Here is a 15,072-nt window from a genome sequence, read left to right on the forward strand (position 1 = left end):
GGGGAGAACTATGAAAGAGATTGTCGTTGTTAAATGTGGAGGTAGTACAATCGGGGAACTTTCAGATGAGTTTTTTCTTAGTATTAAATCTTTAAAAGATGCAGGAAAAGCACCAGTGATCGTCCATGGAGGCGGTCCTGAGATTAATAAGCTATTAACAGTAATGAAAATAGAAAGTGAATTTATTAACGGTTTACGTAAAACAACAAAAGACGTATTAGATACGGCAGAGATGGTTCTTTGCGGCAAAGTAAACAAAAATTTAGTGATTAAATTACAAGCTGCTGGATTAAACAGTATCGGTTTATCCGGATGTGACGGGAAGCTAATAACTGCTGCACCGATTGATAAAGAAAAGCTTGGATTTGTGGGGGAACCTGTCTCAATAAATAAGGGTTTGCTTGAGCAGCTTATTGAAAGTGACTTAGTTCCTGTTATCGCACCGATAGGAATAGGAGAAGACGGTGAACGTTACAACATTAACGCTGATACTGCGGCTGGCGTGATTGCAGATGCTTTAAATGCTAAACAGTTGTTATTTGTAACCGATGTTCCTGGCATTTTAAAAAATGGAACTTTACTTGAACAAGTGACAACAGAAGAAGTCGAGCAATTAATTGAGACTGGGACGATATACGGTGGCATGATTCCGAAAGTGAAAGCAGCCATAAAAAGTCTACAAGGAAAGATTGAAGCGGTGATGATTGTGAATGGAAAAGGAACTTCATTAACGAAACACGGCTCAATCGTAGGAACGAAAGTTATTAAAGAAAAGGTGGCTTTAACATGAGTTCTATTTTTCCAACGTACGCTAGATGGGATGTAACTGTCCAAAAAGCCGAAGGGGCAATATTAATTGATGCGAACGAAAAAGAATATTTAGATTTTACCTCTGGAATTGGTGTATGTAATTTAGGTCATAACCATCCAGTCGTTCATCAAAAAGTAAAAGAACAGTTAGATCAAGTGTGGCACGTTTCTAATTTATTTCATATACCTACTCAAGAGCAAGCAGCACAAATGCTAACCGAACACTCTTGTGGCGATTATGTTTTTTTCTGTAATAGTGGGGCTGAAGGAAATGAAGGAGCGATCAAACTCGCTAGAAAATATACGGGAAAGTGGAAGATCATATCTTTTAAACAGTCTTTTCACGGTCGTACATTCGGATCGATGTCTGCAACAGGCCAAGAAAAAATTCATGAAGGTTACGGCCCACTACTTCCACAGTTTGAATATGCCGTATTCAATGACATTGAGTCAGTTAAGCGTTTAATAGATGACAAAGTGGCTGCCGTTATGATTGAGGTCATTCAAGGAGAAGGTGGAGTTCACCCTGCAGACCCACAATTTATGGCAGAACTTCAACAGCTATGTATGGATCATGAAATATTATTGATTGTGGATGAAGTACAGACAGGTATAGGAAGAACGGGGAAAGCGTTCGCCTATGAGCACTATAATCTTTCACCAGATATTATCGTTTCAGCCAAAGGACTAGGGAACGGTTTTCCAATTGGTGCAGTTATCGGAAAAGAAAAACTAAAGGAAGCTTTTGGTCCAGGAAGCCACGGGTCAACCTACGGCGGAAATCCATTAGCAACTGCTGCCGCTTCTGCTGTTATGTCACAAGTGTTCCAACCTGAATTTCTTCAGAAAGTAGAATTAAAAGGTAACTATTTTAAAGAATTACTAAATGAAAAATTAACCTCTTCTAATTTCGTTAAAGAAATTAAAGGTAAAGGATTAATGATTGGTATTGAATGTGACGGTGAAGTCGGAACGTTGATAACAAAGATGCGAGAAAAGGGATTTCTTGCACTAAGTGCTGGTCCAAATGTTATCCGCTTATTACCGCCGTTAACAGTGACGAATGAGCAACTGGAACAAGCAGCAACGATTTTAGCTGAAGTTCTATAAAGCAGGACTAAAATTAGAGGGAAAGAGAATTTTTTTTACAGCTAATTGAATAAAAATACCTTAACAGAAATAAATATACGGACATTGAGTGTACTGAGGAGGAAAAGGAATGAAAGGCTATTTAGTGCTCTCGACAGGGGAAACATTCGAAGGAGAATGGATCGGCACTGAAGCGGATGTGTATGGGGAAGTCGTTTTCTTTACGGGTATGACTGGCTATCAAGAGGTTATTACCGACCCTTCATTTAAAGGTCAAATTGTTGTATTTACGTATCCGCTGATCGGCAATTACGGAGTGAATGATATAGACAATGAGAGTCATCAACCTCAAGTTTCAGGTGTGATTATGAGTGAGTGTAATTCAAGTGGTTTCCACTATGAATCAAAATCCTCATTTCAAGACAACTGCCAGCAATCGAGTATTCCTATGCTAACTGGAGTTGATACGCGCGCAGTTGTTAAACGAATCCGTGAACTTGGTGATATGGGGGCTATTTTAACGACTGATTTAAGTCGAGTAGATTTTGAACAATATGAGCCGATTGAAAACTTAAACCTTGTAAAAGAAGTTTCTACTCAAGAGATTGTTACTTATGGTGAAGGGGATTCACATGTCGTTCTCCTTGATTTCGGATTTAAAAAATCAATCGTTGATACTTTGCTGAAATTTGACTGCAAAGTGACGGTCGTACCTTATGATACACCGTATGAAACAATCGCAGGTCTTAAACCAGATGGTATTTTATTATCAAATGGTCCTGGTAACCCGAAACAGATGACAGGTCAACTCCATGATATCAAAAAACTTGCGATGGACTATCCAACTTTCGGTATATGTTTAGGACATCAACTGTTAGCATTAGCATTTGGAGCTGATACAGAGAAGCTTCGCTTCGGTCATCGCGGTGCGAATCAACCTGTCCAAGATTTAAAGTCGAAAAGAGTATATATGACGTCACAAAATCACAGCTATGTAGTGAAAGATGTTTCATTACAAGGGACGGGATTAATTGCACGTTATAAAAACATAAATGATGGTTCGGTTGAAGGACTTATTCATACGGAATTACCAGTAGCCTCTGTACAATTTCATCCTGAGGCACACCCTGGACCGTCTGATAGTGAAGAAATATTTTCGGTTTTCATAACAGAAATGAGCAGCAAGAGGAGAGAAAAAGCTTATGCCTAAAATTACGTCGATATCGTCAGTGCTTGTAATCGGCTCGGGTCCAATTGTCATCGGGCAAGCCGCAGAGTTTGATTATGCAGGTACACAAGCATGTCTCGCACTAAAAGAAGAAGGAATTCGCGTTATTCTCGTAAATAACAATCCAGCAACTGTTATGACTGACGAAGCGTGTGCAGACGTAGTTTATTTCGAACCGCTTACAGTTGAGAGTATTGAGAAAATTATTCAAAAAGAACAGCCAGATGGTCTACTAGCAACACTTGGTGGTCAAACTGGACTGAATTTAGCGCTAGCTCTTCATAAAGCAGCCATCCTAGAAAAGTATAATGTTCAACTATTAGGTACACCTATTGCTTCTATTATGAAGGGGGAAGACAGGGAAGAGTTTCGCACCTTAATGAATGAGCTAAACGAGCCCGTTCCTGAAAGTGAAATCGTTTCAACAGAAGAAGATGCTGTATCATTTGCCAATTCTGTCGGTTACCCGATTATTATTCGCCCAGCCTATACATTAGGTGGTGCTGGAGGAGGTATCGCGGCAGATGAAAGTGAGCTTCGATATATCGTAAAAGGTGGTCTTGCTGCCAGCCCGATAACGCAGTGCTTAATCGAACGAAGTATTGCAGGGTTTAAGGAAATTGAATATGAAGTGATGCGTGATGATAACGATACGTGCATTACCGTTTGTAATATGGAAAATATTGATCCAGTTGGTATTCACACAGGTGACTCGATCGTTGTAGCTCCTTCACAAACGTTAACAGATGTTGAATACCAGATGCTTAGATCTGCTTCAGTTAAAATCATTCGAGCGTTAGGTATTGTTGGGGGATGTAATATTCAATTCGCGCTGGATCCTGAAAGTAAACAGTATTATTTAATTGAAGTAAACCCACGTGTAAGCAGGTCATCAGCACTTGCATCAAAAGCAACCGGGTATCCGATTGCTCGCATGGCGGCGAAGTTAAGTATAGGTTATCATCTTCACGAACTTCTTAATCCAGTAACTGGACACACATACGCAAGCTTTGAACCTGCCCTTGACTATGTCGTCGTTAAATTTCCAAGATGGCCATTTGATAAGTTTGTGCTTGCTGACCGTCGGTTAGGAACCCAAATGAAGGCAACGGGTGAAGTAATGGCGATTGAAAGAAATTTAGAAAGCGGGATCCAGAAGGCAGTTCGTTCATTAGAGATAAAAGCAGACGGATTGCTTTTACCGGCTCTAAAAAAATGGGAGGATCCTGAGCTGTGGAAAGTTGTCGAAAAGGCAGATGATCGCCGTTTTTTTGCCATATTAGAGTTGTTACGTCGTGGAATTACGATTGATAGTATACATGAAAGAACAAAGATTAATTTATACTTTTTAAATAGTTTTAAGCAACTTATAGAGATTGAAGAAGAAATTAGCAATACATCTTTAAATGAAGTACAAGAGGAAGAGTTTATCAAATATAAACGCTATGGGTTTTCTGATGAATGGATAAGTAAAGTTTGGAACGTATCTTTACACGACGTTCGAAAGAAGAGGAAAGCATTCGGTATTTTCCCTTCTTATAAAATGGTTGATACGTGTGCAGCTGAATTTACAGCGAATACAGCTTATTATTATTCAAGCTGGCATGGTGAGCATGATGTGGATGTTTCAAGTACAAAGAAGAAAGTATTAATAGTTGGTTCAGGGCCAATTCGAATAGGGCAAGGAATAGAATTTGATTATTGTTCGGTTCATGGTGCGATTAGTTTGAAAAATCTCGGTTATGAAGCCATCATTATGAATAATAACCCTGAAACAGTAAGTACGGATTATGAAATGGCAGATCGATTATACTTTGAACCGCTAACTGTTGAAGATGTCTTAAATGTGGTGGAACTAGAAAATGTAGAAGGTGTCATCGTACAGTTAGGCGGGCAAACAGCAATTTCTCTTGTGCAAGGGCTAGAGCAAGCTGGAGTTCAGCTTTATGGAACGACGATGGATACGATTGACCAGCTTGAAGATCGAAAACGTTTTTATGATTTTATGAAACGTGTAAACGTTCCACATATTCCAGGTGTTACAGTTTACGATGAAGTTGGATTGCTAGAGCATTCGGGTAAAATTGGGTATCCAGTTTTACTACGTCCATCTTATGTTATCGGTGGTCAAGGAATGGTGATTGTCACAAGTCGTGAAGAAATGATTGATTATATTAATACAGAAGATCAAGCGATTGTCTTTCCAATCTTAATCGATGCTTATTATCCTGGCATTGAAATAGAAGTAGATGCTCTAACAGACGGCGATAACATTTTAATTCCAGGCATGTTTGAACATATTGAAAAAGCAGGTGTTCATTCAGGAGACAGTATGGCAGTAACTCCGCCTTTTTCATTAACTGAACAAGTAAAGCAATTGGTATATGACTATACAAAAAAGATTGCTTCAGGTATGGATTTTAAAGGGATTTTCAATATCCAGTTTGTTCTTTATAAAAATCAACTCTATGTAATTGAAATTAATCCGCGTGCATCACGAACGGTTCCGATCTTAAGTAAAGTAACAGGTTTAAATATGGTGGATGTAACTGTAAAACTTTTATTAGGTCAATCGTTACGAAGTCTCGGCTTACCGACAGGCTATCTGCCTGAAACAGATTACTACACTGTGAAAGCACCGATCTTCTCTTACAGTAAACTGTCTGGTTTAGATCCGATTCTTGAAGCTGAAATGAAATCAACGGGAGAATTAATCAGTATAGGTAATACCGTTGAAGAGGCAATGAAGAAAGCATTTGCTTGGAGTGAGGGACATATTCCACCTGTATATCGTCAAAAAGGAACAATGTTTGTTGATGTTGCTGAGGAAGAACTGGCAGATTTCCAACCTCTTGCGCAAAGGATTATCGAACTAGGCTTTACAATTGTTGAAGAAAAACAACTGCTGCCAACTAGCAGACAGCTTCCTTTCCAAGAGTGGGTGGAGCAGGATGATGCAACAGCTTATATTAGCATTCCAAAAAAGGGCTATAAAACGTGGAAAGAACAAAGGCAGCAAGCTTTGAAGCACAGAGTCTCGGTCATAACAGAGACGACAACGTTAGCGATGATGTTAAATAGTATAAATGGAAAAGCGGACGAGGTAATTTCCATTCAAGAATGGATGCACCGTACAAAATCAAGTGTATAAGGATGTGATCGTATGCTTCAATATGAAACGAAAATCGATGCTAATCAACTAAAAGGAAAAGATTTTTTGACATTACTTGATTTTAGTTCGGATGAAATTTTTTACTTATTAGAATTGGCAAGTCAAATGAAGAAAGAACAAAAAGAAGGAAAAGGTTCGAATGTTTTACAAGGAAAATCCTTAGGAATGATCTTTGAAAATGCTTCGACAAGAACTCGTGTTTCTTTTGAGGTTGGTATGACCCAGCTAGGAGGACATGCATTATTTTTAAGTCCCCGTGATCTACAGATTGGGCGTGGAGAACCGATTTCGGATACAGCACAAGTTTTATCACGATATGTTGATGCAATCATGGTACGAACGAATAGTCATGAAAAAGTAGAAGAACTTGCCAAGTATTCAACAGTTCCTGTTATAAATGCGCTAACCGATTACTACCATCCATGCCAAGCATTAGCAGATTTATTAACGATTTATGAACAAAAGGGTACATTTAAAGGAAATAAGCTCGTATACGTTGGAGATGGGAATAACGTTGCCCATTCCCTCGTTATTGCAGCTGCCAAAGTTGGGATGGATGTTGCGATAGCAACACCGGCAGGGTACGAAATGAACGAAGACATTGTCGAAAAAGCGTATGAAGTGGCTAAGTCAACAGGTTCAACGATTGCAATCACAAATAACCCGATCGAAGCTGTAACAAATGCTGATATTATCTATACTGATGTTTGGGCAAGTATGGGATATGAATCAGAGCAAAAAGACCGTGAATTATCATTTGGACCATTTCAAGTAAATAGCGAACTAGTAAGCGATGCAAAGAACGATTATATATTCTTACACTGTCTTCCTGCGCACCGTGGAGAAGAAGTAACAGCAGAAATTATCGATGGCCAACATTCTGTCGTTTTTGATGAAGCTGAAAATCGTTTACATGTTCAAAAGGCAATTCTTGCATCGATAATTAAGTAAATAAATATAGTGCTCGTGTACACTGTAGATTGACAATGTTTTCCCTCAATTTACACGTTGATAGAAATTAAAGTGAAAGAAAAAGCGTAACGGATGATATAAACCGTTACGCTTTTTATTATTTCCAAAGAGATCCTTCAATATTTAAAAAACGCTAATTTATAACACCGTACGTAAAACAAACATCAAGTGGTTATATTAAAAATGTACATTGAAAAGGGGGGAAAATGATGGGACAAAACCACCAATTTGTACCTGGACAAAAAGTTCCGAATAACGGTATATACGTCGAAATAGGTGAAACAGGAAGCATGGTACAAAATCCAAAGTCAATAAAATTAAAAGCTGGAGATACGTTCCCTCAAGCATCAAACCAAAACAGAAAATGGATGCCAAAGCGCAAACCATAGGCTAGAAGAGGTGACTCAATGTTTAGACTATTGGTGAGAATAGTCCGATTTTTGAGTCACCCTTATCATTTTTAGAGTACAAAATAAAACATAAAATTTACATTTGGAGCATTTTATTAAGGATTATACATATGAATAATAAGAAGTAGGGACATATCGTGGAGGATTTTATGGAAGAATTAAAAGCTGAATTAAATGCGTTGTTAGATCAAAGTGAAAGTAATTTGACGGAAGCAGGGAAAAATCGGTTAGAGATACTTTTACAAGAATTAATTAGTGGTGAAGAAGAGTAGCCTCATAACCAATCTTGACGTTCTGTTATTGCATTTCTCGAATGGTTGCATAAATTAAATAGAGTGGCTTCGAGAAATTAATTCATGAGGATGAGGAAAAAATGAGCGTAAGCGAACGGTTTTTTTGTATCCATGAACAGTGGAGCGTTGTCCATTTACCAGAAAAACCGAATGGATTTGCAATCCTTTTAATAGGCGATACAGATCACTATGTAAATGCAAAAACGTCATTATGGCTGCAACATCCAGAACGTTTAAAGTTTATAGATACGTTAAGAAATGAAGGATATACGATCTTTACTTCAAATTTCTATGGAAGGCATTGGGGGAGTAGAAAAGCTTGTGAGTTAGCAGAAAACCTATACTATTATATTTTGAAGCGTGAAATATTAAATCCTCATATTCATATTATTGCAGAAGGGATGGGCGCACTTTTAGCTCTGAAACTTTTTGAAAAAATGAAGAATAATATTCGTTCGACTATTATGATTAATCCGTGCTTACACCTTTATCGCTATTATAAAAATGAACGTAACAATCGTTTGTTTTATAAGCGATTACTCACCGAACTATCGGCTGCACATAATATCGAGAAAGAACAAGTCGAGGAAAAAGTTTTAAAGAAAAATAATGTATGGAAGCTTCACAATAATATCCCCCTGTATATATTTCATGAAACAAGTTTCCGAAAGTATAGGTTTGAGGAACACAGTAAACGGTATGAAAAGTATCGATTACAAGAAAACAGTCCTATCACTTTAAAATTATATTTACCTGGAAAATCAATTTCATATTTTAGTAAGCCCATATTCTCGTTTTTACATCAATATGAAAAGAAATTATCAAGTCCTCTCTGATGGGTTCATTAGAGAGGATTTGTTCCAAATAATTCTTTGAACTTTTATAGATCAAGCTCTCAGCGTCTAGGAGCGCATCTCCTTACGGTCATCTATCTTAAAAGCGACAATGTGCTTTTCCTAAAGAATGGAGGAATTATATGAAAAAAGCAATTGTAACAGGAGCCCTTGGGTTTATAGGTATTCACTTATGTTCTAGATTGATAGAAGAAGGAATCGAAGTATTTGGAATCGACTCTTTGATTAATGATAGGCAACAAAAACAAGGGCAAGAAAGGTTGCTTCATATTGGAAGAAATTCTTTATTCCACCATATTCAACAACCAATTGAAGCTGTTAATTATGCATCCATGTTAGAAGAGGATACAGTGGTGTTTCATTTAGCAGCATCTACCCAAACGGATCATCAATGGAATCGTTTAAGAGAAACGATTTATCACAATGTGGAGGCTACCCAGCATCTCATTAAAGCTGTAACTGGTAAAGGAAGAATTGTTTATAGTTCAACGGTTCAAGTGTACGGGGAACGGACAGGTATGATTACAGAACGAACACCATCTAATCCTATTAACCCCTACGGTCTGACGAAGATGGCGGGAGAATCGCTATTAATCCAGGAGAGTAAAAAAAGTGATTTAGATGTTGTTATTGTTAGATTACCAACTGTATATGGTCCCCTACAACGCGAAGATATGGCTTTTCACCAGCTGTTAGAAGCAAAAATTCAGAACAAACCTTTTCCAGCAATTGTTGATCGATCAACTTATGATATATTATATATTGAAGATGTTGTTGAAGGTTTACTATTGGCAGGAGAAACAAAGTTTGTGAATGAAGTTTATAATTTCTCTTCAGGGAAAAAAAGGCAGTGGTTTAAAGGTAAAGAAATGATTACTGGAATAGAAGATAAGGGATGGAAAAATGCAAGGGAAGAAGTGTACATTTCCAATCAGAAAAGTTCAGAGAAATTAGGTTTTAACCCATGTACAACTGTTGAGGAAGGCATAAAGAAACAAGAAGAATATATAAAAAAACGTTTAGATCGAAACCAATAGATTTGTGAATAGGACAATTTTGGTACATTGGTTAGCTTTCCTTCTATTAAAATATTAGGTAAAATTGAAGTAGTATAAAATAATGGGGGAAACAATTGAACACAAAAACAGTAATTATAGGTTTTTTGCTTTTCTCAATAACTACAGTTACTAGTTTTCTCCTCATAGATTCTATGACTGATATAAACGATGGAATTGTAGTTATTATCTCTTTAGCAGCTGGATTTTTAATTGAATATTTATATCGTAAGAAAACGATCTAGAAAGGATTATAGCAAGTCAATTAACATACTATTTTATGGAAATGATCAAGTTATTGACTTAAGGTGACTACACTATGAAGAAAATGCGGTTCATTTTATTATTACTTGTTACTTTAATTATAAGTGGTTGTGCAAGCAACACGGCAACTTCTAATTTACAAAAGGTTGGATTATTACTTGAAGATACGATTGATGATAAAGGTTGGAACTTCAAAGGATATCAAGGGTTGTTAAAAATTCATTCAGAACTTGATGTTGATGTTTATTTTAAAGAAGAAATAGACTCACTCCCCAAAGTTATAGAAGCGGTAAACGAGTATCAAGCACAAGGTGTTAATTTAATCTTTGGTCATGGTCGTGTATTTAGTGATTATTTTAGTGAGATTAATAGTAAGTACCCTGATATTCATTTCGTTAGTTTTAACGGAACAGTATCTGGGGACAATGTAACTAGCTTACACTTCAACAGTCATGCAATGGGCTTTTTTGCAGGGATGGTGGCAGCCGAGATGACGCAATCAAACCAAATTGGTGTAATTGCCGCTTTTTCTTGGCAACCTGAAATTGAAGGATTTGTAGAGGGAGCCAAATATCAGAATAGCAAAATCGATGTGAGTGTGGATTATGTTAAAGACTGGGCAGATGTCGATACAGCGCTGCACCTTTTAGCAAAAATGCATGAGGACGGTATCGATGTGTATTACCCGGCGGGTGACGGTTTTCATATTCCTCTCGTTGAGGAGATCAAGAAAAATGGCCAATTCGCTATAGGCTTTGTAAGTGATCAGTCTGATCTAGGAGACTCAACTGTTTTAACGAGTACCGTTCAGCATGTGGATAATTTATATCAAGTCGTAGCAGAGCGTTTTAATCGCGGTGAATTAGAAACAGGTAATCTTTTTTATGATTTTGAAGATGGAGTCATTACGTTAGGTGAATTTAGTTCGATTATCCCTGAAGAGTTTCAAGCTGAAATTCATTCAGCGATTGAGAGCTATGTAAATACAGGTAAATTACCTATAGAAGACTAATCGACGAGGTGAATAATATGAATGTAAATCCAGAATTACAAATGAAATTTATGCAAATTGCGATGAAGTATATGCCTGAAGGTAAAGCGATGCTTGACGAAAAAGGCATCGAGTTGAACATGGATGATCTTCAACCGATGGTAAACATGCTTGTAAAAGTAATGAATGAAGCGTATGAATTAGGTAAAGAAGAAAGCAGCAAATAAAATTTGCATAATTTGGACATGCTCATTCGAGAGGGCGAGTACATAGGATAAGTAGTGAAAACACACAAGAAGGAGTTTTGCCTCATGAACTACTATCCGATGTTTAGAGATGGTTCAGGGTATGGCCATGGTCATGGTCATGGTTATCATCGTCAATTCGCTCCTGTACTACCATTTTTGGCAGGATTAGCAGTAAGTCCTTTCTTATTTGGTGGACTCGGCGGTGGTGGGTTTGCCGGTCCTCATTATGGTCCACAATACGGCCCTGGCTTTGGTCCACAATACGGCCCACAATTTGGCCCAAGTTATGGTCCACAGTACGGTCCTGGTTTTGGTCCACAATTCGGCCATGGCGGCCAATTCGGCGGGGGTTTCTGGTAATAAATAAATATTAATAGTAAGAGGCTGATGCTAATAAAAAAATGTCGATCCCCTCAGAAGTTAGTTAAGCTGAGGGCACCGACACTTTAGCGTTAGCCTCTTTCTTCATGTCTAGCTCCACCGCCCAACGACTAGCGGGACTTCGCGCGCCTCCTTAAGATAAGTTAATATCGGTTCACTAGTGGTTGTGTTTCCTTTATCTCATACGGCGAGCTCTAGTCCGTACGTTGCTTAACGGGCGGGCGCGCTTGCGTGTTTTTATTTTTTATTTGAGAAAAAGGATTGAAGATTAGAAAGCATGGGTGAAAGTTTTGAGAGATATGGGCCAACTACTTGAGCAATTTGGATGATATGCTCTAATTGACTAGTTTCTTGATTGGACATTTGTTCAGTTTCGACATTGGTTGGATCAGAAAAGTTTAGATTAGGTGACTCGTCGTTTTCCGGAGCTGCTTGTTGTTCGTTTTCTGAGATTGGACTGCGAGGCGGCCCAAACATAAGCTGATCAAAGAAATCACCTTGGACTTCAGGTGCCTCCTTTTTTTCTTGTTCCATCCTACAATTCCTCCTTACCTAAAAAAGTCTAATAAAAAATACTAATTTAATTGAATTGCCCCTTATAGTACTTGTTCAAAAAGGAGGACAAAAAGATCCAAGAAGTTCGAGGTGGTGCAGTTGCGAGTACCACAGCGTATGTTATTAATACGTGAGGAACGCAGCAGCAAACCAACGAGCTTCCACAGGATGTGGTGACTTCGACGTTCCCACAGGACGTGGGGCTCTTAGTCGAAGGTCTTCTACCGACAAAAATTTTTCCCGGACTTTTTGAACATCCCCTTATAGTAATAAATATGCTAGTACATAATGATTAGTGTTTAGTTCAAACGCCCTTTTCCTGAGATGTAGTGTATAAGGATTATAGACATTACCATATTTTTAAGATAAAATTAGTACTAGGTCATAATAATTGATATAAAATGAAAATAGGGATATAGGTTTGCCATCTGTTAAGGGGGAAGGAAAATGGGAAAAGAAATAAATGCTGGAATATTAGGTATGGGCAGTTTTGTTGGCGACCGCGTCATGACGAATGCAGATCTTGAAAAAATTCTTGATACAACGGATGAATGGATCAAAACAAGAACAGGCATTGAGGAAAGGCGCTTTGCTTCTGAAGAAATGAACACTTCTCATATGGCACTTGAAGCTGCCAAAGAAGCAATTGAAGACTCTGGTGTGGCACCAGAAGAAATTGACTTAATTTTAGTAGCAACGGTAACTCCTGATATGCCATTTCCTTCTGTTTCGGCAATGATTCAAGATCAATTGGGTGCAAAAAACGCTGCAGCTATGGATATTAGCGCAGCTTGTGCTGGGTTTATATATGGTATCGTAACGGCACAACAATTTATCCAAACAGAAGCGTACAAGCATATACTTGTTGTAGGGGTAGAAAAGTTATCGAAGGTTACTGACATGTCAGACCGAAATACAGCTGTGCTTTTCGGTGATGGTGCAGGAGCTGCAGTGATAGGACCAGTTTCAGAAGGTAGAGGTATTTTATCGTTTGAGCTAGGTGCTGATGGCAGTGGAGCCATGCACATTCATCAAAAAGAATACATTCATATGAATGGACGAGAAGTCTTTAAATTTGCTGTTCGTCAAATGGGTGAATCGTCACTGAGAGTTCTAGAAAAAGCAGGATTAACGAAAGAAGATGTTGACTTCTTAGTCCCACATCAGGCCAATATTCGTATTATGGAAGCTTCTCGAGAAAGATTAGAACTTCCAATTGAAAAAATGTCAGTAACGGTCAATAAATATGGAAATACATCATCTTCTTCTATTCCTATCGCACTTGTTGAAGAATTGAAAGCTGGTAAAATTAAGGATGATAATGTAGTAGTCCTAGTTGGATTTGGTGCTGGTCTTGTATGGGGAGCAGTCGCAATCCGTTGGGGTCGATAATCTTTCAGATTTTGAATATACGTACTAAATGACGTTATTAAAGGAGAGAGAGAAGAAAATGAAAAGACGAGTAGTAATTACAGGTTTAGGAACAGTTTCACCTATAGGTTGTGATGTTGCGACAATGTGGGATAATGCGATTTCAGGTGTTTCAGGCGTAGGTCCACTTACACGTGTAGATGCATCAAAATTTCCTATGAAAGTAGCAGCGGAAGTCTCAGACTTTGATCCGACTCAATTTATGGATAAAAAAGAAGCTCGTAAAATGGACCGTTTTACTCAATTTGCAGTTGCAGCCTCATTAATGGCACTTGAAGATGCAGATTTAAAAATTACAGATGAAATCGCAGCACGAGTAGGCGTATGGATTGGTTCGGGTATTGGTGGTATGGAAACGTATGAACAACAATTCCGCACATTTGAAGAAAAAGGTTACCGCCGTGTTAGTCCATTTTTCGTTCCGATGATGATCCCAGACATGGCATCAGGGCAAGTTTCGATTGTTACAGGTGCAAAAGGTATTAATTCTTGTACCGTAACGGCTTGTGCTTCTGGTACGAACTCAATTGGAGATGCATTTAAAGTAATTCAGCGTGGAGACGCTGATTACATGATAACAGGTGGGGCAGAAGCGCCAATTACAGATATGGCTGTAGCAGGGTTTAGTGCAGCAAAAGCGATTTCAACAAGTGAAGATCCAAAGACTGCTTCAAGACCATTTGACTTAAATCGTGACGGATTCGTCATGGGTGAAGGCGCGGGTATCTTAATATTAGAATCCCTAGAGTCAGCACAACAACGCGGAGCAAAAATTTATGCTGAAATCGTTGGTTACGGGGCAACAGGTGATGCCTACCATGTTACAGCGCCTGCACCAGAAGGTGAAGGTGGGGTTAGAGCTATGCGTCAAGCAATTGAGGATGCGGGTCTTCAACCAGAAGATTTTGATTATATGAACGCACATGGTACAAGTACACCTTATAATGATAAGTTTGAAACAATGGCAATAAAGACGGTGTTTGGGAACCATGCTCAAAACCTTGCCATTAGTTCAACAAAATCAATGACAGGTCATCTCTTAGGTGCAGCTGGTGCTGTAGAGGCTATTCTTACAGCAAAAGCAATTGCTGAAGGAATTATCCCTCCAACGATTAATTATGATACACCAGACCCAGAATGTGATTTAGATTACGTACCAAATGAGGCAAGAAAAACTGAAGTTAGAGCAGCAATCAGCAACTCCTTAGGCTTCGGTGGACACAATGCGTGTATCGTTCTAAAAAAATTCGCTGAATAAAACCGAACCGGTAGCAGGTACCTTTAGTTAACTAAAGGTACCATTTTTTTTATCATTTATA

Annotated in this window: 15 protein-coding genes; 14 read left to right on the forward strand and 1 reads right to left on the reverse strand. The window is 38.3% G+C overall.

Annotated features, from left to right (window positions below; genetic code table 11):
* Nucleotides 1-10 precede the first annotated feature (10 nt).
* The 12 genes from argB to AC2VNP_RS16535 all read left to right on the forward strand — a co-directional run bounded on the left by argB (nucleotide 11) and on the right by AC2VNP_RS16535 (nucleotide 11,746).
* Nucleotides 11-790, forward strand: coding sequence for an acetylglutamate kinase (gene argB, locus AC2VNP_RS16480; RefSeq protein ID WP_486918381.1), 780 nt, complete (start codon nucleotides 11-13; stop codon nucleotides 788-790).
* Nucleotides 787-1,920, forward strand: coding sequence for an acetylornithine transaminase (gene argD / locus AC2VNP_RS16485; RefSeq protein ID WP_486918382.1), 1,134 nt, complete (start codon nucleotides 787-789; stop codon nucleotides 1,918-1,920). Before argB ends, argD begins: the two co-directional genes overlap by 4 nt.
* Nucleotides 1,921-2,029: 109 nt before the next feature.
* Entirely contained in the window at nucleotides 2,030-3,109 is a 1,080-nt protein-coding gene (locus AC2VNP_RS16490) for a carbamoyl phosphate synthase small subunit (protein ID WP_486918383.1), read from the forward strand.
* Nucleotides 3,102-6,278, forward strand: a complete 3,177-nt coding sequence (carB, locus tag AC2VNP_RS16495) for a carbamoyl-phosphate synthase (glutamine-hydrolyzing) large subunit (protein ID WP_486918384.1) — start codon at nucleotides 3,102-3,104, stop codon at nucleotides 6,276-6,278. The genes AC2VNP_RS16490 and carB overlap by 8 nt, the downstream gene beginning before the upstream one ends.
* 12 nt (nucleotides 6,279-6,290) lie before the next feature.
* Nucleotides 6,291-7,250, forward strand: coding sequence for an ornithine carbamoyltransferase (argF, locus tag AC2VNP_RS16500; RefSeq protein WP_486918385.1), 960 nt, complete (start codon nucleotides 6,291-6,293; stop codon nucleotides 7,248-7,250).
* A 230-nt stretch (nucleotides 7,251-7,480) separates the two neighbouring features.
* Nucleotides 7,481-7,660: a YjzC family protein gene (locus AC2VNP_RS16505; protein ID WP_216828324.1), complete on the forward strand. Its 180-nt coding sequence runs from the start codon at nucleotides 7,481-7,483 to the stop codon at nucleotides 7,658-7,660.
* A gap of 170 nt (nucleotides 7,661-7,830) precedes the next feature.
* Nucleotides 7,831-7,953, forward strand: coding sequence for a hypothetical protein (locus AC2VNP_RS16510; RefSeq protein ID WP_486918386.1), 123 nt, complete (start codon nucleotides 7,831-7,833; stop codon nucleotides 7,951-7,953).
* Nucleotides 7,954-8,054: 101 nt separating this feature from the next.
* Nucleotides 8,055-8,810 (forward strand): alpha/beta hydrolase family protein, encoded by a 756-nt coding sequence (locus AC2VNP_RS16515; RefSeq protein WP_486918387.1) that lies wholly within the window; start codon nucleotides 8,055-8,057, stop codon nucleotides 8,808-8,810.
* 140 nt (nucleotides 8,811-8,950) lie between these two features.
* Nucleotides 8,951-9,865 (forward strand): NAD-dependent epimerase/dehydratase family protein, encoded by a 915-nt coding sequence (locus tag AC2VNP_RS16520; protein WP_486918388.1) that lies wholly within the window; start codon nucleotides 8,951-8,953, stop codon nucleotides 9,863-9,865.
* A 337-nt stretch (nucleotides 9,866-10,202) separates the two neighbouring features.
* On the forward strand, nucleotides 10,203-11,159 hold the full coding sequence (locus AC2VNP_RS16525) for a BMP family ABC transporter substrate-binding protein (protein WP_486918389.1): 957 nt from the start codon (nucleotides 10,203-10,205) through the stop codon (nucleotides 11,157-11,159).
* A 17-nt stretch (nucleotides 11,160-11,176) separates the two neighbouring features.
* Nucleotides 11,177-11,365 (forward strand): ComZ family protein, encoded by a 189-nt coding sequence (locus AC2VNP_RS16530; RefSeq protein WP_486918390.1) that lies wholly within the window; start codon nucleotides 11,177-11,179, stop codon nucleotides 11,363-11,365.
* A gap of 84 nt (nucleotides 11,366-11,449) precedes the next feature.
* Nucleotides 11,450-11,746, forward strand: coding sequence for a penicillin-binding protein (locus AC2VNP_RS16535; RefSeq protein WP_486918391.1), 297 nt, complete (start codon nucleotides 11,450-11,452; stop codon nucleotides 11,744-11,746).
* Nucleotides 11,747-12,004: 258 nt separating this feature from the next.
* On the opposite strand, the gene AC2VNP_RS16540 is transcribed toward AC2VNP_RS16535, so the two are convergent.
* Nucleotides 12,005-12,301 (reverse strand): hypothetical protein, encoded by a 297-nt coding sequence (locus tag AC2VNP_RS16540; protein ID WP_486918392.1) that lies wholly within the window; start codon nucleotides 12,299-12,301, stop codon nucleotides 12,005-12,007.
* Between the two features lie 480 nt (nucleotides 12,302-12,781).
* Here AC2VNP_RS16540 and AC2VNP_RS16545 point away from each other — a divergent pair, with 480 nt between their 5' ends.
* Nucleotides 12,782-13,714 (forward strand): beta-ketoacyl-ACP synthase III, encoded by a 933-nt coding sequence (locus AC2VNP_RS16545; RefSeq protein WP_486918875.1) that lies wholly within the window; start codon nucleotides 12,782-12,784, stop codon nucleotides 13,712-13,714.
* Nucleotides 13,715-13,772: 58 nt separating this feature from the next.
* Nucleotides 13,773-15,011, forward strand: coding sequence for a beta-ketoacyl-ACP synthase II (gene fabF / locus AC2VNP_RS16550; RefSeq protein ID WP_486918393.1), 1,239 nt, complete (start codon nucleotides 13,773-13,775; stop codon nucleotides 15,009-15,011).
* Nucleotides 15,012-15,072 lie beyond the last annotated feature (61 nt).

It is taken from the genome of Alkalihalobacterium sp. TH-98 (genome assembly GCF_057473385.1).

Bases quoted from the DNA above. Each gene is read 5' to 3' on its own strand.
- argB (WP_486918381.1), top strand. From the start codon at position 11: ATGAAAGAGATTGTCGTTGTTAAATGTGGAGGTAGTACAATCGGGGAA.
- argD (WP_486918382.1), top strand. From the start codon at position 787: ATGAGTTCTATTTTTCCAACGTACGCTAGATGGGATGTAACTGTCCAA.
- AC2VNP_RS16490 (WP_486918383.1), top strand. From the start codon at position 2,030: ATGAAAGGCTATTTAGTGCTCTCGACAGGGGAAACATTCGAAGGAGAA.
- carB (WP_486918384.1), top strand. From the start codon at position 3,102: ATGCCTAAAATTACGTCGATATCGTCAGTGCTTGTAATCGGCTCGGGT.
- argF (WP_486918385.1), top strand. From the start codon at position 6,291: ATGCTTCAATATGAAACGAAAATCGATGCTAATCAACTAAAAGGAAAA.
- AC2VNP_RS16505 (WP_216828324.1), top strand. From the start codon at position 7,481: ATGGGACAAAACCACCAATTTGTACCTGGACAAAAAGTTCCGAATAAC.
- AC2VNP_RS16510 (WP_486918386.1), top strand. From the start codon at position 7,831: ATGGAAGAATTAAAAGCTGAATTAAATGCGTTGTTAGATCAAAGTGAA.
- AC2VNP_RS16515 (WP_486918387.1), top strand. From the start codon at position 8,055: ATGAGCGTAAGCGAACGGTTTTTTTGTATCCATGAACAGTGGAGCGTT.
- AC2VNP_RS16520 (WP_486918388.1), top strand. From the start codon at position 8,951: ATGAAAAAAGCAATTGTAACAGGAGCCCTTGGGTTTATAGGTATTCAC.
- AC2VNP_RS16525 (WP_486918389.1), top strand. From the start codon at position 10,203: ATGAAGAAAATGCGGTTCATTTTATTATTACTTGTTACTTTAATTATA.
- AC2VNP_RS16530 (WP_486918390.1), top strand. From the start codon at position 11,177: ATGAATGTAAATCCAGAATTACAAATGAAATTTATGCAAATTGCGATG.
- AC2VNP_RS16535 (WP_486918391.1), top strand. From the start codon at position 11,450: ATGAACTACTATCCGATGTTTAGAGATGGTTCAGGGTATGGCCATGGT.
- AC2VNP_RS16540 (WP_486918392.1), bottom strand. From the start codon at position 12,301: ATGGAACAAGAAAAAAAGGAGGCACCTGAAGTCCAAGGTGATTTCTTT.
- fabF (WP_486918393.1), top strand. From the start codon at position 13,773: ATGAAAAGACGAGTAGTAATTACAGGTTTAGGAACAGTTTCACCTATA.